Annotated in this window: 19 protein-coding genes and 1 tRNA gene; 10 read left to right on the forward strand and 10 right to left on the reverse strand. The window is 67.4% G+C overall.

Annotation, left to right across the window (positions count from 1 at the left end; all coding sequences use genetic code 11):
• Nucleotides 1-2 precede the first annotated feature (2 nt).
• Genes mlaD through PQU89_RS07155 form a run of 4 tightly spaced genes read left to right on the forward strand, consistent with a single transcriptional unit; the run spans nucleotide 3 to nucleotide 2237 of the window.
• On the forward strand, nucleotides 3-506 hold the full coding sequence (mlaD, locus tag PQU89_RS07140) for an outer membrane lipid asymmetry maintenance protein MlaD (RefSeq protein WP_272765229.1): 504 nt from the start codon (nucleotides 3-5) through the stop codon (nucleotides 504-506).
• Nucleotides 507-550: 44 nt separating this feature from the next.
• Nucleotides 551-1159 (forward strand): MlaC/ttg2D family ABC transporter substrate-binding protein, encoded by a 609-nt coding sequence (locus PQU89_RS07145; RefSeq protein ID WP_272765230.1) that lies wholly within the window; start codon nucleotides 551-553, stop codon nucleotides 1157-1159.
• The gene (locus tag PQU89_RS07150) at nucleotides 1156-1446 is read left to right on the forward strand and encodes an STAS domain-containing protein (RefSeq protein ID WP_272765231.1); all 291 of its coding nucleotides are present in this window, start codon (nucleotides 1156-1158) and stop codon (nucleotides 1444-1446) included. Before PQU89_RS07145 ends, PQU89_RS07150 begins: the two co-directional genes overlap by 4 nt.
• A 2-nt stretch (nucleotides 1447-1448) precedes the next feature.
• On the forward strand, nucleotides 1449-2237 hold the full coding sequence (locus tag PQU89_RS07155) for an MlaA family lipoprotein (protein WP_272765232.1): 789 nt from the start codon (nucleotides 1449-1451) through the stop codon (nucleotides 2235-2237).
• 242 nt (nucleotides 2238-2479) lie between these two features.
• On the opposite strand, the gene PQU89_RS07160 is transcribed toward PQU89_RS07155, so the two are convergent.
• The 3 genes from PQU89_RS07160 to PQU89_RS07170 are packed head-to-tail and all read right to left on the reverse strand — an operon-like array spanning nucleotide 2480 to nucleotide 4609.
• Nucleotides 2480-2938: a flavodoxin family protein gene (locus PQU89_RS07160; protein WP_272765233.1), complete on the reverse strand. Its 459-nt coding sequence runs from the start codon at nucleotides 2936-2938 to the stop codon at nucleotides 2480-2482.
• Nucleotides 2935-3834 carry a DUF1853 family protein gene (locus PQU89_RS07165; RefSeq protein ID WP_272765234.1) on the reverse strand — a complete coding sequence of 300 codons (900 nt, stop codon included), beginning with the start codon at nucleotides 3832-3834 and terminating at the stop codon, nucleotides 2935-2937. Before PQU89_RS07165 ends, PQU89_RS07160 begins: the two co-directional genes overlap by 4 nt.
• Before the next feature lies 1 nt (nucleotide 3835).
• Nucleotides 3836-4609 carry an RNA methyltransferase gene (locus tag PQU89_RS07170; RefSeq protein ID WP_120810456.1) on the reverse strand — a complete coding sequence of 258 codons (774 nt, stop codon included), beginning with the start codon at nucleotides 4607-4609 and terminating at the stop codon, nucleotides 3836-3838.
• A 149-nt stretch (nucleotides 4610-4758) separates the two neighbouring features.
• Here PQU89_RS07170 and PQU89_RS07175 point away from each other — a divergent pair, with 149 nt between their 5' ends.
• Entirely contained in the window at nucleotides 4759-5547 is a 789-nt protein-coding gene (locus PQU89_RS07175; RefSeq protein ID WP_272758113.1) for an inositol monophosphatase family protein, read from the forward strand.
• 118 nt (nucleotides 5548-5665) lie between these two features.
• Here PQU89_RS07175 and PQU89_RS07180 read toward each other — a convergent pair whose 3' ends face one another.
• The 6 genes from PQU89_RS07180 to PQU89_RS07205 form a co-directional block, all read right to left on the reverse strand.
• Nucleotides 5666-7039, reverse strand: a complete 1374-nt coding sequence (locus tag PQU89_RS07180) for an NAD(P)/FAD-dependent oxidoreductase (protein WP_272765235.1) — start codon at nucleotides 7037-7039, stop codon at nucleotides 5666-5668.
• A 185-nt stretch (nucleotides 7040-7224) separates the two neighbouring features.
• Nucleotides 7225-8223 (reverse strand): proline racemase family protein, encoded by a 999-nt coding sequence (locus tag PQU89_RS07185; protein WP_272765236.1) that lies wholly within the window; start codon nucleotides 8221-8223, stop codon nucleotides 7225-7227.
• Nucleotides 8220-9152: a bifunctional Delta(1)-pyrroline-2-carboxylate/Delta(1)-piperideine-2-carboxylate reductase gene (lhpI, locus tag PQU89_RS07190; protein WP_272765237.1), complete on the reverse strand. Its 933-nt coding sequence runs from the start codon at nucleotides 9150-9152 to the stop codon at nucleotides 8220-8222. The genes PQU89_RS07185 and lhpI overlap by 4 nt, the downstream gene beginning before the upstream one ends.
• Nucleotides 9153-9305: 153 nt before the next feature.
• Entirely contained in the window at nucleotides 9306-10454 is a 1149-nt protein-coding gene (locus PQU89_RS07195; protein WP_272765238.1) for a branched-chain amino acid ABC transporter substrate-binding protein, read from the reverse strand.
• Between the two features lie 261 nt (nucleotides 10455-10715).
• Nucleotides 10716-12008 carry an NAD(P)/FAD-dependent oxidoreductase gene (locus PQU89_RS07200; RefSeq protein WP_272765239.1) on the reverse strand — a complete coding sequence of 431 codons (1293 nt, stop codon included), beginning with the start codon at nucleotides 12006-12008 and terminating at the stop codon, nucleotides 10716-10718.
• A gap of 2 nt (nucleotides 12009-12010) precedes the next feature.
• Complete coding sequence (locus PQU89_RS07205; RefSeq protein ID WP_272765240.1) at nucleotides 12011-13012, reverse strand: 4-hydroxyproline epimerase; 1002 nt, start codon at nucleotides 13010-13012, stop codon at nucleotides 12011-12013.
• A 311-nt stretch (nucleotides 13013-13323) separates the two neighbouring features.
• Between PQU89_RS07205 and PQU89_RS07210 the strand changes: the two genes are divergently transcribed.
• From PQU89_RS07210 to arsA, 5 genes are all read left to right on the forward strand, one after another.
• A complete protein-coding gene (locus PQU89_RS07210; RefSeq protein WP_272765241.1) occupies nucleotides 13324-14226 on the forward strand; it encodes a dihydrodipicolinate synthase family protein in 903 nt (300 codons plus the stop codon).
• A gap of 136 nt (nucleotides 14227-14362) precedes the next feature.
• Complete coding sequence (locus PQU89_RS07215) at nucleotides 14363-15790, forward strand: aldehyde dehydrogenase family protein (protein ID WP_272765242.1); 1428 nt, start codon at nucleotides 14363-14365, stop codon at nucleotides 15788-15790.
• 135 nt (nucleotides 15791-15925) lie between these two features.
• The gene (locus PQU89_RS07220) at nucleotides 15926-16639 is read left to right on the forward strand and encodes a GntR family transcriptional regulator (protein ID WP_047966784.1); all 714 of its coding nucleotides are present in this window, start codon (nucleotides 15926-15928) and stop codon (nucleotides 16637-16639) included.
• Between the two features lie 142 nt (nucleotides 16640-16781).
• Nucleotides 16782-16858, forward strand: a tRNA-Pro gene (locus PQU89_RS07225).
• A 172-nt stretch (nucleotides 16859-17030) separates the two neighbouring features.
• Nucleotides 17031-18788 (forward strand): arsenical pump-driving ATPase, encoded by a 1758-nt coding sequence (arsA, locus tag PQU89_RS07230; RefSeq protein ID WP_272765243.1) that lies wholly within the window; start codon nucleotides 17031-17033, stop codon nucleotides 18786-18788.
• A gap of 175 nt (nucleotides 18789-18963) precedes the next feature.
• On the opposite strand, the gene PQU89_RS07235 is transcribed toward arsA, so the two are convergent.
• On the reverse strand, nucleotides 18964-19098 hold the full coding sequence (locus PQU89_RS07235) for a DUF3149 domain-containing protein (protein WP_082133684.1): 135 nt from the start codon (nucleotides 19096-19098) through the stop codon (nucleotides 18964-18966).
• Nucleotides 19099-19121 lie beyond the last annotated feature (23 nt).

Genomic DNA, 19121 nt, shown 5'->3' on the forward strand with positions numbered 1-19121 from the left:
TCATGAAACGTTCCATCATTGATTTGTGGGTTGGCATCTTCGTCGCCATCGGTCTCGCCTCGGTGACCTTCCTGGCGCTGAAAGTGGCCAACCTGACGCCGCAAAGCAACAACAACAGCTACACCCTGATCGCCGAATTCGACAATATCGGCGGCCTGAAGGTGAAGGCACCGGTGAAATCGTCCGGCGTGGTGGTCGGCCGCGTCAGCAATATCGAGCTGGACACCAAACGCTACGTTGCCCGCGCCACGCTGACGCTGGACGGCCAGTACCACTTCAGCCGTGACACCAGCGCCGAAATCCTCACCGCCGGCCTGCTCGGCGAACAGTACGTCGGCCTGGTACAGGGCGGCGAGGAAGAAAACCTGAAGCCCGGCGACCGCCTGCAGCTGACCTCGTCGGCACTGGTGCTGGAACAGCTGATCGGCAAGTTCATGACCAGTTTTGCCGAAGGCAACAACAAAGCCGCAGCGGCCGATGCCGCCGCTGCGGAAACTGCTCCCTGAAAAAACCATCCAAGCCCTTGTTACCCGAGATACGGAAAACCATCATGAAAAAGCTGTTTGCCTGTTTTGCAATGCTGTTCGGTCTGAGCAGCATCGCCCACGCCGCCGATACCCCGGTGGATCTGGTACGTGACACCTCGCGCCAGGCACTGGAAATGCTGAGCAAGGACAATGGCAAGAACAGTGCCAAGGTTCGCGAGCAGCTGATCAACATGGTGACGCCGAAGTTTGACTTCCAGCGCATGACCGCACTGGCCGTCGGCAAGGACTGGCGCGCCGCCACCCCGGCGCAGAAGCAGCAACTGGCCAAGGAATTCGAGACCCTGCTGGTCGGCACCTACTCCGCCACCATGACCCGCTTCAAGAACGCGCAGATCGACATCAAGCCGAACGTGCTGCTCAACAACGAAGGCCGCGAGGCGGTAGTGAAGTCGGAAGTGACGCTGCCGGGCTCGGCCGAAAAGAAGCCGATCAACGTCGACTACACCCTGTACAAGACGCCACAGGGCTGGAAGGTATTCAACGTCACCGTTGAAGGCGGCAGCCTGGTCACCATCTACCGCAACCAGTTCGGCGAACAGGTGCGCAAGAGCGGCATCGACGGCCTGATCAAGTCGCTGCAGGACAAGAACAACGGTGCCAAGGCGGCATGAAGCTGACCGAGACCCAGACCGGCGTGGTGCGCCTTGACGGCGCGCTGACCATGGACAGTGTCGCCGACACCCAGCTGCAGCTGGACAGGATGCTGGTCAACGGTGCCATGACGCTGGACTTCGGCGGTGTCAGCCACTGCGACTCCGCGGCGCTGGCCTTGCTGCTGGCATTGCGCCGGCGCAAGGACGCGCGCAACATCAAGCTGAGCCACATCCCGGCCGGCCTGTACGGTCTGGCCCGGCTCTACGAACTGACCCCGCTGCTGGAACTGCCTCCGGAAAACTGATCATGAAACGTCTGCTTGTTGTCGGCGGCTGCCTGTTGCTGACCGCCTGTGCCAGTACCCCCAGCCATCCGCAGGATCCGCTGGAGCCGCTGAACCGTGCCGTTTACCGCTTCAACGACGCCGCGGACAAGGCGGTGCTGAAACCGGTGGCGCAGGCCTACCAGCAGGTGACGCCCCAGCCGGTGCGCACCGGGGTCGGCAACTTCTTCGACAACCTGCGCGACGTGTACAGCGCCGCCAACAACACCCTGCAGGGCAAGGCGGAACTGGCGCTCACCGACGTGCTGCGCGTGTCGTTCAACAGCACCTTCGGCCTGTTCGGCCTGATCGACATCGCCACGCCGATGGGGCTGAAGAGCAGCAAGGCGACGCTGGGCGACACCTTCGCCCACTACGGCTGGCAGGACAGCAGCTACCTGGTGCTGCCACTGCTGGGGCCGTCCACCGTGCGCGACGGCAGCGGCATGCTGATCAGCAACTCGCTGGAGCCGGCCACCAGCGTGTTCCACACCCACACCCAGGCCACCGTGGCACGGGTACTGAATGCGGTCAACACCCGCGAAAAGCTGCTGGGACTGGAAGAGATGGTCGATGGCGCCGCGCTGGACAGCTACAGCTACATGCGTGACGGCTTCCTGCAGATGCGCGCCCACCAGCTGGGCCTGTCGCAGGGCAAGCCGCAAGCGGAAGAAGAACTGAACATCGACGATCTGGTCGACGAGCCGGACGCCAGCGCCCCGGCGGGGAATGCCCCGGGCGACGCCAGCGCCGCCGCAGCCAGCGCGCCCTGAGCCGGCCACCCGTTACGAACAAAGCCACCCCTGCGGTGGCTTTTTCTTTGCCTCGGCCTGAGAACCTGTTCAAAGTCTCGCGAGCTAGAGCGAGACAAGGCGAAAACGACTGAGGAAGCGGAGTTTACATGGAGTAAATGAGCATTCCGAAGGCGTTTTTAACGCCGTATCGCCGAAGCGCAGCAGACATTGAACAGATTCTGAGGCAGTTCCGTTGGCGGCGCCAAGGTTGGCCGCAACACTCAGTACATGCCGATCGACAGCCCCGCCGCCAGCGTGGCACCCAGCTCCTCCGCCGCCGCCAGATCCGCCGCCGTCGCCTCGCCCCGCACGATCAGCGGCGGCAGCACCTGCTGCAGCGGATAGCCGCGCGCGATGCGCTCCACCGCCTGTACCGCACCGCGGCCGTCGTTGCCGGCCGACACCAGCAGCGCATAGGGCAGGCCGTCGACCCGGCCCTGCGCCGGGTAGTAAGTGCGGTCGAAAAAATCCTTCAGCGCGCCGGCCATGTAGCCGAAGTTTTCCGGCGTCGCCAGCAGCAAGGCATCGGCGTGCAGCAGGTCGTCGATGCCGGCCTGCAGCGCCGGCAGCTGCCGCAGGCTGACCTCCTCCGCCAGCTGGGCGATGCCGCGCGCGGCGGCGTCCGCCAGCTGCAGGGTATGGCCGCTCTGGCTGGCGTACACCAGCAACAGCGTTTTCATGCTGCCTCCAGCCGTGCCAGCAAGGGCAACAGCAGGGCCGGCTGCGGCCAGTCGCGCGGCGTGACAAAACCGCGCGCCACTTCCTGCCAGCGGCCGTCGCCACGCGGCAGCAGCTCCGCCACCAGCTGCGGCGCGGCAAACTGCCGACTGGCCAGTTGCAGCTCGGCCAGCGACAACGTGTCCTCACGATCGAGCAAGGCCGGCGCCAGCCAGCGCAGGCGCGACAGCTGGCACCAGCGACTGTCCGCCGCCTGCTGCGGCCAGTCGTCATCGCACGTGATCCACCAGCCGCGATTGGCCTCTGCATTCAGCGGTGCGGCCAAGCTTGTCGCCGCTGCCTGCGGCGGCGAGAACAGCCAGCCGCTGGTACGCGCCGCCACCTCGCAGTTGGCAAAACCGTCCGGCAGACAGGCCGCCGGATGGCGCGACAACTGCAACTGCTGCCGCGTCTTGCAGGCCTTCAGCAGCAGCGCGTCGCGCAGGCTGGCGCCGACCCAGGCGCCGTCTTCCAGCTGCAGATAAAACTTGCTGGCCGCCTCCAGGTGCAGCGGCGCACCGTCGACGCGCAACAGGAAGTCGAACTCACCCACCGTCTTGCCGCCGTCGCGCACCGGCAGGTTGGCCGCCACCAGCTCGATGTGCGGCGCGATGCCGAACCAGAACGCCAGCAGCCGCTCGGCGTAGAAACCCAGCCGCCGCACCGGGTGCGCCGCGAGATACGCCAGCAGCGGCTGCGGCGCCGCGTCCAGCGCCAGCAATTGCGGCCAACCTTGCGCCCCCAGCAGCCGCGCCGGGTCGATGTCGGCGCTGTCCTGCCACGGCGACGCCGACGTTAGCAGCCAGGCCAGGTCGCGCACCGCCGGCGTGTGCAGCGCCGCAAGGTTGGCCGCCGTCATCTCAGTCGCCGCTTTTCTTGCGCGGCGGCAGCGTGCCGTCGGCAAAGCGCTGCGCCTGCTTGAAGAAGCCGCGCAGGATGTCGATCTCCTCGCGCTGCAGCGCGGCGCGGTGGAACAGCGTGCGCATGCGGCGCAGCAGGCGCTCGCTGTTGCGATGCTCCAGATAGCCGACGTCGGCCATCGCCGCTTCCAGATGGCCGCAGAAGCTGTCGACCTCGCCCAGCGTCGCGCTGCGGTCTTCCGGCTTCAGGTAGTCGACGCTGACGCCGCTGTGGCTGAACAGCTCGTAGGTCATCACCTGCACCGCCATCGCCAGGTTCAGCGAGAAGTAGTCCGGGTTGCCCGGCACCGTCACCAGCCGGTTGCACTGCTCCACCTCGTCGATGGACAGGCCGAAAGTCTCGTTGCCGAACACCAGCGCCACCTGCTCGCCGTCACGCGCCCGCGCCATCAGCTCCGGCGCGGTCTCGCGCGGCGTCGACAGCGGGGTGGACAGTTCGCGGCGGCGGCTGGTCAGCGCGCAGGCGACGCTGACATCGGCCAGCGCCTCGGCCAGGCTGGACACCACGATGGCGTTTTCCACCACGTCCACCGCGCCGGAGGCCAGCACATTGGCCTCCTCGTGCGGGAACGCCTTCGGCTCGACCAGATACAGCCGGGTCAGGCCCATGGTTTTCATCGCCCGTGCCGCCGAGCCGATATTGCCCGGATGGCTGGGACGCGCCAGCACGACGCGAATGTTCTTCAAAAAATCAGGTACTTGGGGTTTATTCATTGGCTACTTTTGCGTAGAATCGCGGTTTATTCAAAAACTCCGCACCGCGCGGGGTTTTTTTGTTCCTTAACATCGACCAGTGATATGGCAGCCGCGCCGTGGCGACCCCGCCCGCGCGCCTGCCCAGATGATTCATTCAGAGGCTATCAATGCATCCAATTCTCACCATCGCCATCAAAGCAGCACGCCGTGCGGGCAACATCATCCAGCGAGCATCGCTGAACATGGAATCCGTTCGTGTCGAAAACAAGAAGCACAACGACTTTGTTTCCGACGTAGACCGTGCCGCCGAAGCAGCGATCATTGATGTGATCATGGAAGCCTATCCGAAGCACGCGATTCTAGCAGAAGAGTCCGGCGCCAAAGGCATCGGCGAGTCCGAATACGAATGGATCATCGACCCTCTGGACGGTACCACCAACTTCCTGCACGGCCACCCGCAATACTGCATCTCCATCGCGATGGCGCATCGCGGCCAGATCCAGCAAGCCGTGGTCTACGACCCGAACCGCAACGAACTGTACTCCGCCAGCCGCGGCGTTGGCTCGTTCATGAACGACCGTCGCATCCGCGTCTCCAAGCGCATCAACATGAACGAATGCCTGATCTCCACCGGCTTCCCGGTCGTGGACCAGAGCATGCTCGACACCCATCTGGCCATCCTGAAGGACGTGCTGGGCAAGACTGCCGGCGCCCGCCGCGAAGGCTCCGCCGCGCTGGACCTGTGCAACGTCGCCATCGGCCGCGTTGACGGTTTCTTCGAATTCAACCTCAAGCCGTGGGACATCGCCGCCGGCAGCCTGATCGTGCAAGAGGCAGGCGGCATCGTCACCGACATGCACGGCGAGCAGACCTGGCTGGAAAGCGGCGACATCGTCGCCGCCCCGCCAAAAGTGCTGGGCCAGCTGCTGCCCATCATCGGCAAGCACGTCAAGTAATCCCCGCTGCGGCCAACCTTGGCCGCCAGCACCAAACACCCCCGCGCCTCACGGCCGGGGGTGTTTTGTTTGCGGCGCCGGCTAGTGCGCCAGCCGCAGCGCGGCGAGGCGGCCGGCGCTAGATCACATCCGGGTCGATGAACAACGGGCTGCCGTCGCTGAAGCGCGACAGGCGAAACGGTGCCGGATCGACCACCGGCGGCGCGCCGCGCAGCAAGTCTGCCGCCAGCCGCCCGGCCCCGGGGCCGATGCCGAAACCGTGTCCGCTGAAACCGGTCGCCAGCACCAGCCCCGGCAGGCTGGCCACCGGCGAAATCACCGGCACCAGATCCGGAGTGAGATCGATGCGCCCGGCCCAGCTGGCGGCGAGCGTGGTTTCGGCCATCTGCGCCCGGCCGTGCTTCAGGCGCTGCAAGGCCCGGTCCGCGACCGTGGTGTCCGGTGCCGGGTTGTAGATGCGCTCGATTTCGAATGCAGAGCGCTGTTGCGGCGTGCGGGTACGCTGCCGCCGCCAGCTGCTGACAAAATGCCCCAGCCCGGCACGCAGCTTGATCTGGCGCCAGTTGCGCCAGAGCAGCGGAGCAAAATCGCCAAGGAAACGGAAACTGTCCGGCTCCAGGTCAAAGATCTCGTCCTCGCGCAGCGTCAGGGTAAAACCGTCGTCCAGCCGCCGCCGCAGGCAGAAATCAGTGGAGCAGAAGGTGCCGGCAACGATGGCGGCGCAGGCCGACGTACGCGCCACGGTGGCGCGCACCGTCAATTGCGGCAGCCTGACACCATGCTGGCGCAAGAACAGCGATGACCACGCCCCGGCCGCCAGCAACACCGAATGGCTACGAATGGTGCCGTGCTCGGTGATCACGCCGGCCACCGCGCCCTGCTCCAGCAACAGCGTGCGGGCGGCCGTGTGCTGGTGCAGGCTGACCCCGGCGCGACGCGCGGCGGCGGCCAGTGCCGGCACCGCCACGCCCGGCTCGGCACGGGCGTCGTCCGGGGTGGCGATGCCGCCCAGCCACGGCGCGGCAATCGACGGCAGCAGCGCCTCGGCCGCGGCCGCGTCCAGTTCCTGCACCTCGATGCCGGCGGCACGCCCGCGCACCGCCCAGCGTTGCCAGCGCGCCAGTTCCTTCGCGTCGCGCGTCAGGCTGAGCAGCCCGGTGCGACGAAAGCCCAGATCGCTGCCCGTGCTGTGCTGCAGTTGCTCCCAGCGCGCCAGACTGTGCACGATCAGCGGCAGCTCGCGCCGGTCGCGGCCTTGCTGGCGCACCCAACCCCAGTTGCGGCTGGACTGTTCGGCGGCGATCAGCCCCTTTTCCAGCACCGCCACCTGCAGCCCCTGTGCCGCCAGCTCCAGCGCGGCGCAGATGCCGATCACCCCGCTGCCGATAATGACCACATCGGCACTGGCCGGCAGCGCGGCATCGCTGTCGGTCGGGGTAAACGGCTGGGCAAGAGCGGGATAATCAAGAGCAGGATAAGAGGCGGCAGTCATGGCGGTAGCGGTATCCACAGGCAACGGGGTGCCCAAATTATGGGAATGTCGGCCACGCTGCAATCCGAATAACTGCAATCGATATCGTGCTGGCGACTAAGGCGCCCTGCCCCCACGTCGGGAACCGCTTCCCCCTGCCTGCCGCTGAATGGCCAACGCCGTCCCCGTACCGGCGCTGGCTCACCCTAGCGCAGCAGAAACCCCCGCCCGATGTCGTCGTCCGCTTCCAGTGTCCAGCTGGCTTTGCCGCTGTAGTGGGCGCGGCCGGATACGCGGACGGTGACTGCATCGTGGCCGGGCAGGTTGGCCGCGCCGTTCACGCTGGCGCTAAAGCGCGCGCCGGTGAGGCTCTCGAACACGCAAGCTTCGCCCACTGCCACCAGGCCACGGGCGTGGCGCAGCGCCATGCGGGTGGTGACGCCGGAGCCGGTGGGGCTGCGGTCCACTTCGGCATCGGCGAATACGCACACATTGCGGCTGGGGCCGTCGCCGGCGCGCTCCACGCCGTCGGTGAGGATGCTGCCGTACAGAAAGCCCAGGTCCTCGGCTTCCGGGTGGCGCACGCTGATGCTGCGCCGTACCGCCTCGGACAGCGCGCTGGCGGCATCCACCACGTCGCGCAGGCGGCCGTCCAGCGACACGCCAAGCTTGACCGCAGACATCACCGCGTAGAAAGCGCCGCCGTAGCCGATGTCGACGTTGATCTTGCCGATGCCGGGCACGTGCACTGGGTGGTCGAGCGCGAAGGCGAACGCCGGCACGCTGTCGAAGCTGACGCTGCCGTCCTCCGCCAGCCAAGCGGTTACCAGCCCGCACGGGCATTCGATGCCGACCCGCGTCAGCGGCGCGCTGCGCGGCACCAGGCCGTGCTCCACCGCGTAGCGCGCCAGCGCGATCACCGCGTGGCCGCACATGGTGCTGTAGCCCTCGTTGTGGATGAACAGTACCGCCAGATCGGCGCCGGGCAGGCTGGGGCGCACCAGCACCGCGCCGTACATGTCGTAGTGGCCGCGCGGCTCGAACATCAGCAGGCGGCGCACACCGTCCAGCCGCTCGCGCATGTCGCGGCGTTTGGCCAGGATGTCGGCGCCGTGGATGTCGTCATACAGGCCGGGAATGATGCGCACCGGCTCGCCACCGGTGTGCATTTCGATGGTGTCGAAGGTGCGGGTCTGCCAGTTCATGGCTGTTGCTCCTGTTGGCTGGTGGCCAGTGCGCAGCGGGCGGCGGCCAGGTCCCAGGCGGCGCTGCCCACACTCTTGAACAGCTTGGGCGCGGCGGGGTCGAAGCGGCCGGCCAGCGCGTCGGCCAGGCTGTGTACTTGCGCCCAGTCCACGCCGGCCTGGATCAGGTCGCCGGCTTCGTGGCGGGCGCCGGGCACGTCGTCGCAGAACAGCTGGCTACCGGCGATGCTGGTCGGCCCCAGCTCGGCCATCTCCGGGCGGAAGGCGCCGGTGCCGATCAGTAGCCGGCCGGCGCGCGCCGGCTCGTTGTATAGCGGGCTGCGGCTGGTGGTAAGCAGGATCACCACCTCGGCGCTGTCGTCGATGCGGCCAACCTTGGGGCTGAGCTCTAGCGGCAGGTGGGCCAGTTGCTGGCAGGCGGTGGCGGCGCTGTCTGCGCTGCGGCTGTGGATGTCCACGCGCAGGCCGGGCCAGGTTTCGGCCAGTGCCGCGGCATGGGCGCGCGCCTGTTTGCCTGTGCCCACCAGCGCCACGTGGCGCGGCGACTGCGGCAGCAGGGCCTGGATCGCCAGCAGCGATACCGCGGCAGTGCGGCGCGCGGTGACGGTGGGGCCGTCCAGCAGCAGCTGCGGCACGCCGCTGACCGCATCGTAGACGCTGACCACGCCGTGGATGGTGGCCAGGCCCAGCCCGGCGTTGTGCGGGCAGACGTTGACCAGCTTGTGGATGGCGATGTCGGCGGCGCTGGCCGGCATCGACAGCAGGGTGCCGCCTTCGGGCAGCGGCAGTGCCTGCCGCTCCGGGCTGTGGATGTGGCCAGCGGCCAGCTCGGCGACGGCCTGCGCCAGCTGGCGGCATAGTTGCGCCATCGGCAGCCGCGCCTGGGTGGCGGCGGCGTCGAGCACGGGCAAGGGGGAAACAAGGGACATCGGACTCTCTCCACTAAAAAAGTGGCCGGCTTGCGCCGGCCCCAAATGCAACTGCAAGCGCCAGCGCCGGCACGGCCGGCCGCCAGCGGTACCTCCACAACGACGCGCCGCCGCGGCGCATGACACACAACCAGCGGCGACGCGCCACTGTGCTTACTGCACCACGGTCTTCACCTTCCAGTCGTTGCCTTCCACCGCCGAGATGGTCACCGGCGCGTTCTTCAGGTTGCCCATGCCGTCAAAGCTGAAGTCAGCGGTGACGCCCTTGTAGCCGGTCTTGGCGATCAGCGGCAGGAACTTGGCCGGCTCGGTGGAGTTGGCGCGCTTCATCGCGTCCGCCACGATCATCACGCCGTCGTAGAACTGCGGCCCGAGCAGCACCACTTCCTGCTTGAAGCGCGCCTTGTAGCGGGCTTCAAAGTCGCGGCCGGCCGGACGCGAACCCAGCTCGCCACCCGGCACCGCCGAGTAGTGGCCGGCGGAGTCGGCACCGGCCAACTTGATGAAGGTCGGCGTGCTGAGCATGTCGCCGCCCATCAGCTTGGCGTTGATACCCAGGCGCTTCATCTGCCGCGCCATCGGTGCCGCCTGCGCGTCGGCGCCGCCGTAGAACACCACGTCCGGGTTCTGCGCCTTCAGCGCGGTGAGGATGGCGGTGAAGTCGGTGGCCTTGTCGCTGGTGTATTCACGCTTCACCGGCTTCTTGCCCATGGTCTGCAGCGACTTGATGAACTCGTCGGCGATGCCCTGGCCGTAGGCGGAGCGGTCGTCGATCACCACGATGCGCTGCGCTTTCAGCTGCATCACCGCGTAGCGGCCGAGCGAGCCGCCGACCTGGCTGTCACTGCCGACCAGACGGAACGCGGTCTTGTAGCCGGCGGTGGTGTAGGCCGGGTTGGTGGACACCGACAGCTGCGGGATGCCGGCATCGGAGTAGATGCGCGAGGCCGGAATCGACACGCCGGAGTTGAAGTGGCCGATCACCGCCTTCACGCCGGCATCGACCAGCCGCTGTGCCACCTGGGTGCCGACGCGCGGGTCGGCCTGGTCGTCCTCGGACACCAGCTCGAACTTCACCTTCTGGCCGCCGATGGTGATCGGCTTGGCGTTGAGGTCGTCGATGGCCAGGCGGGTGGCGTTCTCGTTGTCCTTGCCGTAGTGCGCCTGCGGGCCGGACAGCGGCGAGGAAAAGCCGAGTTTCACCACGGTGTCGGCCTGTGCCGCGCTGATGGCGAACGGGGCCATCATGCCGCCCAGTGCCAGGACCAGATGCAGTGCGCGTGGTGCGATGGAATGCTTCATGCTGTTTCTCCTTTGTGTTCACGACTGAAGGTTGGCCGCAAAGGCGGCTGTTTGTTGCCCAAGGTCTGTCTTGCGGTCTTGGTGCCGCGCTTGGCGTCACTCACAACATCCCTGATCCTGCGTTGCGCCTCCTTGCCGTACGAAATGTACTGTCTGCGTCGGCGCGCCTTGGCTCAGGTGCCCTGCGGGATGTTGTTAGCAACGCCTCATCCACTACAAACCAGCCGCCGTGCCGGGGCACGGCGGCAAAAACGGTGCGGCTCAAAAACGGTCCGGGCGATAGGCACTGGCGTCCAGGCTGCAGGCCTGGCCGCAGATCTGCTCGGTCAGCAGTGCGCCGGTGGTGGCCGCCAGCGTCAGGCCAAGGTGGCCGTGGCCGGTGGCGAAGTACAGGCCGCCGCAATCCGGTGCCGGGCCGATCACCGGGAGAGTGTCCGGCAGCGACGGGCGGTTGCCCATCCACACGCTCATGCCCTCGGTGCTGAAGTCGCCGACGATGCGGCGGGCGCGCTCGATCAGGATGTGGGCGCGCTGCCAGTCCGGCGGCGCGTCGCGGTGCGCCAGCTCGACGGTGCCGGCCAGGCGCAGGCCGCCGTTCGCCATCGGCAGGATCACGAAGCTCTCGCTGGCGCACTGGATGAAGTGGTGCAGCGCCACGCCGGCATTGGGCAGGGTGACGTGGTAGCCGCGCTCGCTTTCCAGCGGCAGGCGGCAGCGGTGCTGGCGGGCAAAGCGGTCGCTCCACACGCCGCAGGCGATCACCACCGTGTCGGCCTGCAGCCGGCCATTACTGGCGGTGTCCACGCCGACGATGCGGCCAACGTTGGCCGCGGTGGCCAGCACCTCGTCCTGGATGAAACGGCCGCCTTCGCGGATGAAGGCATCGAACAGGCCGCGGCTGAAGGTGTACGGGTCATCGACGTGCGACCACTGCGGCACCTGCACCGCCACCTGCCACTCGTCGGCTATCTGCGGCGCGAGGGCGGCCAGCTCGGCGCGCGCCAGCTTGCGCCACTCGACACCGTGCAGGCGCTTGCTGTGCCAGGCGCCGGCGGCGGCGCGGAATTCCGCTTCGCTGCGGTACAGGGTGAGGTTGCCGTGGCGGCGCCACAGGTGACCCAGCCCGGCGCGCTCGATCAGCGGCGCGTAGTCGGCATTCACCCGCGACAGCAGCGCGCTCAGCTGGCGGGTCAGCTCGGCTACCTTGCTTGGGCGGCTGGCGGCCAGAAAGCGCAGCAGCCACGGCGTGAGGCTGGGCAGGTAGCGCCAGCGCAGTGCCAGCGGCCCCAGCGGATCGAACATCCAGCCCGGCACCTTGCGCAGCACCCCCGGCTCGGCCAGCGGAATGATGTCGCTCACCGCGAAGGCGCCGGCATTGCCGTAGCTGGTTTCCATCGCCGGCTCGCCGCGGTCGAGCAGCGTCACCGCACAACCGGCGAGGCGCAGCTGCAGCGCGGTGGCGATGCCGACAATCCCGGCGCCGACCACGATCACGTGCCGGCCGCCGGCCGTCATCGCCGGCTGCAATAGTGTGTTGTCTCGCGGTGCGCTCATCATCAGGCCACCACGAAGCCGTGCACGTACGGGTCGGCGTCGTCCAGCAGGATGCGGTTGTAGCCGGTGGTGATCGCCCAGCCGGCGACGCCGGGGATGATGGCCGGGATGCCGGCGACTTCGCATTCCGCCTCGATGGTGCCGGTGAACTGGCTGCCGATGATGCTCTCGTGCACCAGCACGTCGCCCTTCTTCATCAGCCCGCGGCCGTAGCGCTGCGCCAGTCGTGCCGAGGTGCCGGTGCCGCATGGCGAGCGGTCCAGTGCCGCCGCGCCGTACAGCACGGCGTTGGCCGCATGCGAGCCTGGCGTCTTCGGCGCGCCGGTCCACTGCACATGGCGCACGCCGCGGATGTTGGCATCCAGCGGGTGGACTATTTCATAGTTTGCGTTGATGTAGTCGCGCAGCTCGTTGCCCATCGCCACCAGCTGCGCCGGGGTGTAGTCGGCCATGTCGCGGTAGTTCTGCTGCGCTTCCACGATGGGGTAGAAGTTGCCGCCGTAGGCGATGTCCACTTTCAGCTTGCCCAGCGCGGCGATCTCCACCTCCACGTCCTTCATGAACAGGAAGGACGGCACATTGGTGAGCTTCACCGATTTCACCTTGCGGCCAAGCTGGGTGTACTCGGCCACCACCTTGCCGGCCGGGGTGTCCAGATTCAGCACGCCCGGGGTCTTCGGGGTAACGATACCGTGCTCGATGGCCATGGTGACCACGCCGATGGTGCCGTGGCCGCACATCGGCAGGCAGCCGCTGGTTTCGATGTACAGCACCGCCACGTCGCAGTCGTCACGGGTGGGGGGGTACAGAAAGGCGCCGGACATCTGTGCATGGCCGCGCGGCTCGTACATCAGGCCGGTGCGCATCCAGTCGTAGCGGGCCAGGAAGTCCAGCCGGCGCTCGGCCTGGGTGTTGCCATTCAGCGCCGGCGCGCCCTTGGTGACCAACCGCACCGGGTTGCCGCAGGTGTGGCCGTCTATGCATTCAAATTCTGTCACTGCCATCACGTTTGCTCCTTGCTTGCGTTGAACCCACTGTAGGATTTTGACGTTTTGAATGCAATAACTGAATGCATTGCGCCGAAATGACACAGTTACCACCCGCTGTCGTCACCCACCAAAAACCGGAATATATCCAATAAAATCAACACTTACAGCCGTTGTCGCAAAAAAACACAGCCGCAGCGCAGCATTTTGCCGCCGCGACAAAATGCAAACATTGCATACAAAAAAGCTTGAGGATTGGATACAAAAAGTCCTAGCATGGGAACCGAACGCAGCACCCGGCTGCAGCACACCCGCAAGGAGCACACTTCATGGCACATCTCTGGACTGGCGTTTTCCCCGCTGTCACCACCAAATTCCACGCCGACGAATCGCTGGATCTCGCCGGCACCGTGAATCACATCAAGTGGCAGCTGGAATGCGGCGCCGACGGCATCATCGTCTGCGGCTCGCTGGGCGAAGCCTCCACCCTCACCGCCGACGAAAAGATCACCATCCTGAAGGCGGCCAAGGAAGTCGCCGGCAACAAGCCGGTGCTGCTGACCGTGGCCGAGGACAGCACCCGCGCCGCCGCCGCGCTGGCCCAGGCGGCACACACCGCCGGTGCCGACGGCATCATGCTGCTGCCGGCGATGCGCTACGTGTCCGACGTGCGCGAAACGCTCAACCACTACCAGCGCGTGGCCGATGCCAGCCCGCTGCCGATCATGATCTACAACAACCCGATCGCTTACGGCGTGAACATCACCCCGGAGATGTACGCGGAAATGGCGGCGGAACCGAAGTACGTGGCGATCAAGGAATCCAGCGGCGACATCCGCACCCTGACCAACGTGATCAACGCGGTCGGCAGCCGCTTCGCCATCTTCAGCGGCGTGGATGACCTGGCGCTGGAAAGCATCGTGATGGGCGCCGACGGCTGGGTCGCCGGCCTGGTGGTGGCGTTCCCGAAAGAGACCGTGGCCATCTACAAGCTGGCCAAGGCTGGCCGCGTGGAAGAAGCGCGCGCCATCTACCGCTGGTTCGCACCGCTGTTGCACCTGGATGTGTCGATGAAACTGGTGCAGAACCTGAAGCTGTGCGAAGCGATGGTCGGCGTCGGCACCGAGCATGTACGCGCGCCGCGCCTGCCGCTGGTCGGCGCCGAGCGCGAGCGCGTGGCGGCGGTGATCGAGGCCGGCCTCGCCAGCCGTCCGGCGCTGCCGACGCTGTAAGCCGTTGCGGCCAACCTTGGCCGCCAGCCGCCGGCCATGGCCGCCATGGCCGCCATGGCCGGCGGCCTTCCTGTCCATAGGCCCGCCCCTGCGGCGGATGCGCGCTGCCGCCTGCCGGCAGCCACCGGGAGTTTCCATGCATTGCAACCTGATCAACGGCGAGTGGCGCGGCGGACAGCCGGCCATCGTCAACCGTAATCCGTCCGACCTCGACGACGTGGTCGGCGACTACGCCAGCGCCTCTGTCACCGACATGCGCGACGCGGTCGCCGCCGCCCGCGCCGCCTTTCCGGCCTGGTCGCGCAGCACGCCGCAGCAGCGCGCCGACATCCTCGATGCCGCCGGCAGCGAGATCCTGACGCGCAAGATCGAGCTGGGCACCCTGCTGGCGCGCGAGGAAGGCAAGACGCTGCCGGAAGCCATCGGCGAGGTGGCGCGCGCCGGCCAGATCTTCAAGTTTTTCGCCGGCGAGGCGCTGCGCCAGCAGGGCGAACTGCTGGACTCGGTACGCCCCGGGGTGGAAGTGCTGATCAGCCGCGAGCCGGTGGGCGTGGTGGGGCTGATCACGCCGTGGAACTTCCCGATTGCGATTCCGGCGTGGAAAGCCGCGCCGGCGCTGGCGTTCGGCAACTGCGTGGTGATGAAGCCGGCCGAGCTGGTGCCGGGCTCGGCCTGGGCGCTGGCCGACATCCTGCACCGCGCCGGGCTGCCGGCCGGGGTGTTCAACCTGGTGATGGGCAGCGGCCGCGTGCTGGGGCCGGCACTGCTGGATGCCGGCATCGACGCGCTGAGCTTTACCGGCTCGCAGGCCACCGGACAAAGGTTGGCCGCAGACTGCGCGGCGCGCGGCATCAAGGTACAGCTGGAAATGGGCGGCAAGAACCCGCTGCTGATCGCCGACGACGCGCAGCTGGAGCAGGCGGTGGAGTGTGCGATCAACGGTGCGTTCTATTCCACTGGCCAGCGCTGCACCGCCAGCAGCCGCATCATCGTCTGCCATGGCATCCACGACGCCTTCGTCGCGCGTCTGGCCGAGCGCACGGCGGCGCTGCGTGTCGGTCACGCGCTGGACAGCGCCAGCCAGATCGGCCCGGTGGCCAGCGAAGCGCAGCTGGCCGGCAATCTGTCCTATGTGGAAAAAGGTCTGGCCGACGGCGCCAGCCTGCTGTGCGGCGGCGAGCGGCTGACGCTGGCCACTCGCGGCTATTACCAGTCGCCGGCGCTGTTTGCCGGCTGCACGCCTGAGATGACCATCAGCCGCGAGGAGATCTTCGGCCCGGTGGCGGCGGTGCTGCGCGCCGACGACTACGAGCACGCGCTGGCGCTGGCCAACGACACGCCGTTCGGGCTGGCCGCCGGCATCTGCACCCAGTCGCTGGCGCTGGCCACCCACTTCCGCCGTCATGCCGAGGCCGGCATGGTGATGGTCAACCTGCCCACCGCCGGCGTGGACTACCACGTGCCGTTTGGCGGCCGCAAAGGCTCCAGCCACGGCCCGCGCGAGCAGGGCCGCTACGCCGCGGAGTTCTACACCACGGTCAAGACCAGCTATCTCGGCCTGTAACGCTTGCTCTGCGTGCAGGCGCCCCTGACTGCACCTTGCGCCCTGCGGGGCGCTTTTTTGTCGCTGCCAGCAATGACAAGCGCGTGGCCGGCCGGCCAGCTATGGTAAGGTAGCGCCTGCATGAAAGAGGTCACCATGAGTCAGGAAAGCAAGGACAGCGCACCGCTGTCACTCACCACCGTCGCCACCGACGCCATCCGCCAGCGCATCCTGGCCGGCGAATGGGCGGACGGCAGCCAGCTGCGCCAGGAAGCGCTGTCGCGCGAGCTGGGCATGAGCCGGGTTCCGGTCCGCGAGGCGCTGCGCCAGCTGGAAGCGGAAGGGCTGGTCAATATCGAGGACAACAAGGGCGCGGTGGTGTCACAGCTGTCGCTGCCGGAAATCGTCGAGCTGCTGCGCGTGCGCGTGCTGCTGGAGTGCGACGTGCTGCTGGAGGCGATCCCGCGCCAGACCAGCGCCGACATCGCCGAGGCCGAGGCGCTGCTCGCCCGCTTCGAGACCGCGCTGCGCGACAAGGACATCAGCGCCTGGGGCATCCTCAACGCGCAGTTCCACCTCGCGCTGTACCGCGCCGCCAGCCGGCCGCAGACGCTGGCCATCATCGAACAGCTGCACAACCGCACCGACCGCTACACGCGGATGCAGATCCTGCTCACCGGCTTCAACGACCGCGCCCACCGCGAACACACGCAGCTGCTGGAGCTGTGCAAGCAGAAGGACGCCATCAGCGCGGCGGCCTTTTTGCGCCAGCACGTGATGAACGCGGAGGAAGCGCTGGAGGCGTGGTATCGCGCCCAGGAAAGCCAGCAGAAAACCCCGCGCGGACGCAAGAAAAAAGCCGCGCCCTGAGCCCGCCCGCGCGGTGGTGGCTAAGGCCTTGTTTTGCCGGAAAAATCGCTGCCGGCAGCGCCGGCACTGGCGCACAGGCGGAAGCCACACCGCGGCAGGGGGCTTTTCTTTGGCCGGCAAGCTGGCTAAAATACACAGCATTCGGGGTGTAGCTTAGCCTGGTAGAGCGCTACGTTCGGGACGTAGAGGCCGGAGGTTCGAATCCTCTCACCCCGACCAGAATCAGAAAGCCGGAAGTGCTACCCAGCACTTCCGGCTTTTGCCGTTTGTGGCGCGCAGTTGACGGCGATCACTGCCGCCGCGCCGCGCATCTGCCATGCTGTAGTGAACCCCTCCCCCACGCTGCCCGCCCGCCGCTGGCGTTGCCGGCCGCACTGCCGAAAGGTTGCCCATGCACTTTCTCGACCAGGCCCCACCCTTCCTGTTTTTCACCGGCAAAGGCGGTGTCGGCAAAACCTCGCTGGCCTGCGCCAGCGCCATCCATCTCGCGGCGCAAGGCAAGCGCGTGCTGCTGGTCAGCACCGATCCGGCCTCCAATGTCGGCCAGGTATTCGGCACCGCGATCGGCAACCGCATCACCACCATCGACAGCGTCGCCGGGCTGTCGGCACTGGAGATCGACCCGCAGGCGGCGGCGCAGCAGTACCGCGACCGCATCATCACCCCGTTGCGCGGCGTACTGCCGGACGCCGAGGTCAACAGCCTGACCGAACAGCTGTCCGGCGCCTGCACCACCGAGATCGCCGCCTTTGACGAATTCACCGCCCTGCTCACCGATGCCGCACTGCAGCGGCAATACCAGCACATCGTGTTCGATACCGCGCCCACCGGCCACACCATCCGCCTGTTGCAGCTCCCCGGTGCCTGGAGCGGCTTCCTGCAAGCCGGCAAGGGCGATGCCTCCTGCCTCGGGCCGCTGGCCGGCCTCGACAAGCAGCGCAGCCAGTACCAGGCGGCGGTGGCCGCGCTGGCCGATGGCAGCAGGACGCGGCTGATCCTGGTGGCACGGCCGCAGCCGGCGACGCTGCGCGAGGTGGCGCGCACGCAAGGCGAACTGGCCGCCCTCGGCCTACAGCAGCAGTATCTGGTACTCAATGGCGTGCTGCCGCAGCAGGCGGTCGGCGACGATCCGCTGGCGCGCGCACTCTGGCAACGCGAGCAGTCGGCCCTGGCGGCAATGCCAGAGTCACTACAGGCGCTGCCGCGCGACCTGCTGCCCTTGCTGCCGTTCAATCTGGTCGGGGTGGCGGCGTTGCAGGCACTGCTGCAACCGGCCGCCAGCACACCGGCCGGCGCGCCGGTGGCCGCGCCCGCCCCGCCGCCGGCGCCGGATCTGGCCAGCCTAGTCGACGAGCTGGCGCGTGACGGCCACGGCCTGATCATGCTGATGGGCAAGGGCGGTGTCGGCAAGACCACACTGGCCGCCGCGGTGGCGGTGGAGCTGGCCAGCAGCGGCCACGCCGTGCACCTGACCACCTCCGACCCGGCCGCCCATCTCGCCGAAACCGTGGCCGGCGCGCTGCCCACGCTGCAGCTCAGCCGCATCGACCCGCAGGCGGAAACCGCGCGCTACCGCGAACAGGTGCTGGCCAGCAAGGGCAAGCATCTGGATGCCGCCGGCCGCGCGATGCTGGAAGAAGACCTGCGCTCGCCGTGCACCGAGGAAATCGCCGTGTTCCAGGCCTTTTCCCGCATCATCCGCAGTGCCGGCAGGCAGTTCGTGGTAATGGACACCGCGCCCACCGGCCACACCCTGCTGCTGCTGGACGCCACCGGCGCCTATCACCGCGAGGTAGCACGGCAGATGGGCAGCAAGGGGCTGCACTTCACCACGCCGATGATGCAGCTGCAGGACCCGGTGCAGACCAAGGTGCTGCTGGTGACGCTGGCGGAGACCACGCCGGTGCTGGAGGCGGCCAACCTGCAGGCCGACCTGCGCCGCGCCGGCATCGAGCCGTGGGCCTGGCTGATCAACAACAGCCTGGCGCTGGCGCGGCCGCAGTCGCCGCTGTTGCAACAGCGTGCCGGCAACGAGCTGGCGCAGATCGAGCTGGTGGCACGGCAGCACGCGCGGCGCTGGGCAATCGTGCCGCTGCAGGCGGAAGAACCGGTCGGTGTGATGCGGCTGCAGCGGCTGGCCCGCCACTAAGGCGCCGCAAGCAACACTCGCGGTCCGGCCTTGCGCCGCCGCGGCGTGCTGCCGCGACGATCGGCGGCGGCGCGCCCGGGCTTAACGGGTTTGCGGGGTGTTGCCAGTCAATCGCACAGCCATGAAAAAGGGTACGACCGTGGTCGTACCCTTTTTGCGGAAATCGGCGTCGCGCTTACTTGCGGTCGCTGTTTTTCACCTTCTTGATGAACATCACGATGATGGTGGTGACGATCACCGAAGTGACGCCGATGGTGATGACACTCAGCAGGCCGACGTCGTCAGAGAGCAGTTGTTTCCACAGTTCCATTTCAAGCTCCTCCCGGTGGTTCC

The organism is Vogesella indigofera (assembly GCF_028548395.1).
Taxonomy (GTDB): Bacteria; Pseudomonadota; Gammaproteobacteria; order Burkholderiales; family Chromobacteriaceae; genus Vogesella; species Vogesella indigofera_A.

Excerpts from the sequence above, each read along its gene's own strand:
- PQU89_RS07185 (WP_272765236.1), bottom strand. The coding sequence starts at position 8,223 with ATGAACTGGCAGACCCGCACCTTCGACACCATCGAAATGCACACCGGT.
- PQU89_RS07215 (WP_272765242.1), top strand. The coding sequence starts at position 14,363 with ATGCATTGCAACCTGATCAACGGCGAGTGGCGCGGCGGACAGCCGGCC.
- PQU89_RS07150 (WP_272765231.1), top strand. The coding sequence starts at position 1,156 with ATGAAGCTGACCGAGACCCAGACCGGCGTGGTGCGCCTTGACGGCGCG.
- PQU89_RS07200 (WP_272765239.1), bottom strand. The coding sequence starts at position 12,008 with ATGAGCGCACCGCGAGACAACACACTATTGCAGCCGGCGATGACGGCC.
- PQU89_RS07235 (WP_082133684.1), bottom strand. The coding sequence starts at position 19,098 with ATGGAACTGTGGAAACAACTGCTCTCTGACGACGTCGGCCTGCTGAGT.
- PQU89_RS07205 (WP_272765240.1), bottom strand. The coding sequence starts at position 13,012 with ATGGCAGTGACAGAATTTGAATGCATAGACGGCCACACCTGCGGCAAC.
- PQU89_RS07145 (WP_272765230.1), top strand. The coding sequence starts at position 551 with ATGAAAAAGCTGTTTGCCTGTTTTGCAATGCTGTTCGGTCTGAGCAGC.
- PQU89_RS07195 (WP_272765238.1), bottom strand. The coding sequence starts at position 10,454 with ATGAAGCATTCCATCGCACCACGCGCACTGCATCTGGTCCTGGCACTG.
- lhpI (WP_272765237.1), bottom strand. The coding sequence starts at position 9,152 with ATGTCCCTTGTTTCCCCCTTGCCCGTGCTCGACGCCGCCGCCACCCAG.
- PQU89_RS07170 (WP_120810456.1), bottom strand. The coding sequence starts at position 4,609 with ATGAATAAACCCCAAGTACCTGATTTTTTGAAGAACATTCGCGTCGTG.
- PQU89_RS07175 (WP_272758113.1), top strand. The coding sequence starts at position 4,759 with ATGCATCCAATTCTCACCATCGCCATCAAAGCAGCACGCCGTGCGGGC.
- PQU89_RS07210 (WP_272765241.1), top strand. The coding sequence starts at position 13,324 with ATGGCACATCTCTGGACTGGCGTTTTCCCCGCTGTCACCACCAAATTC.
- arsA (WP_272765243.1), top strand. The coding sequence starts at position 17,031 with ATGCACTTTCTCGACCAGGCCCCACCCTTCCTGTTTTTCACCGGCAAA.
- PQU89_RS07220 (WP_047966784.1), top strand. The coding sequence starts at position 15,926 with ATGAGTCAGGAAAGCAAGGACAGCGCACCGCTGTCACTCACCACCGTC.
- mlaD (WP_272765229.1), top strand. The coding sequence starts at position 3 with ATGAAACGTTCCATCATTGATTTGTGGGTTGGCATCTTCGTCGCCATC.
- PQU89_RS07180 (WP_272765235.1), bottom strand. The coding sequence starts at position 7,039 with ATGACTGCCGCCTCTTATCCTGCTCTTGATTATCCCGCTCTTGCCCAG.
- PQU89_RS07160 (WP_272765233.1), bottom strand. The coding sequence starts at position 2,938 with ATGAAAACGCTGTTGCTGGTGTACGCCAGCCAGAGCGGCCATACCCTG.
- PQU89_RS07165 (WP_272765234.1), bottom strand. The coding sequence starts at position 3,834 with ATGACGGCGGCCAACCTTGCGGCGCTGCACACGCCGGCGGTGCGCGAC.
- PQU89_RS07155 (WP_272765232.1), top strand. The coding sequence starts at position 1,449 with ATGAAACGTCTGCTTGTTGTCGGCGGCTGCCTGTTGCTGACCGCCTGT.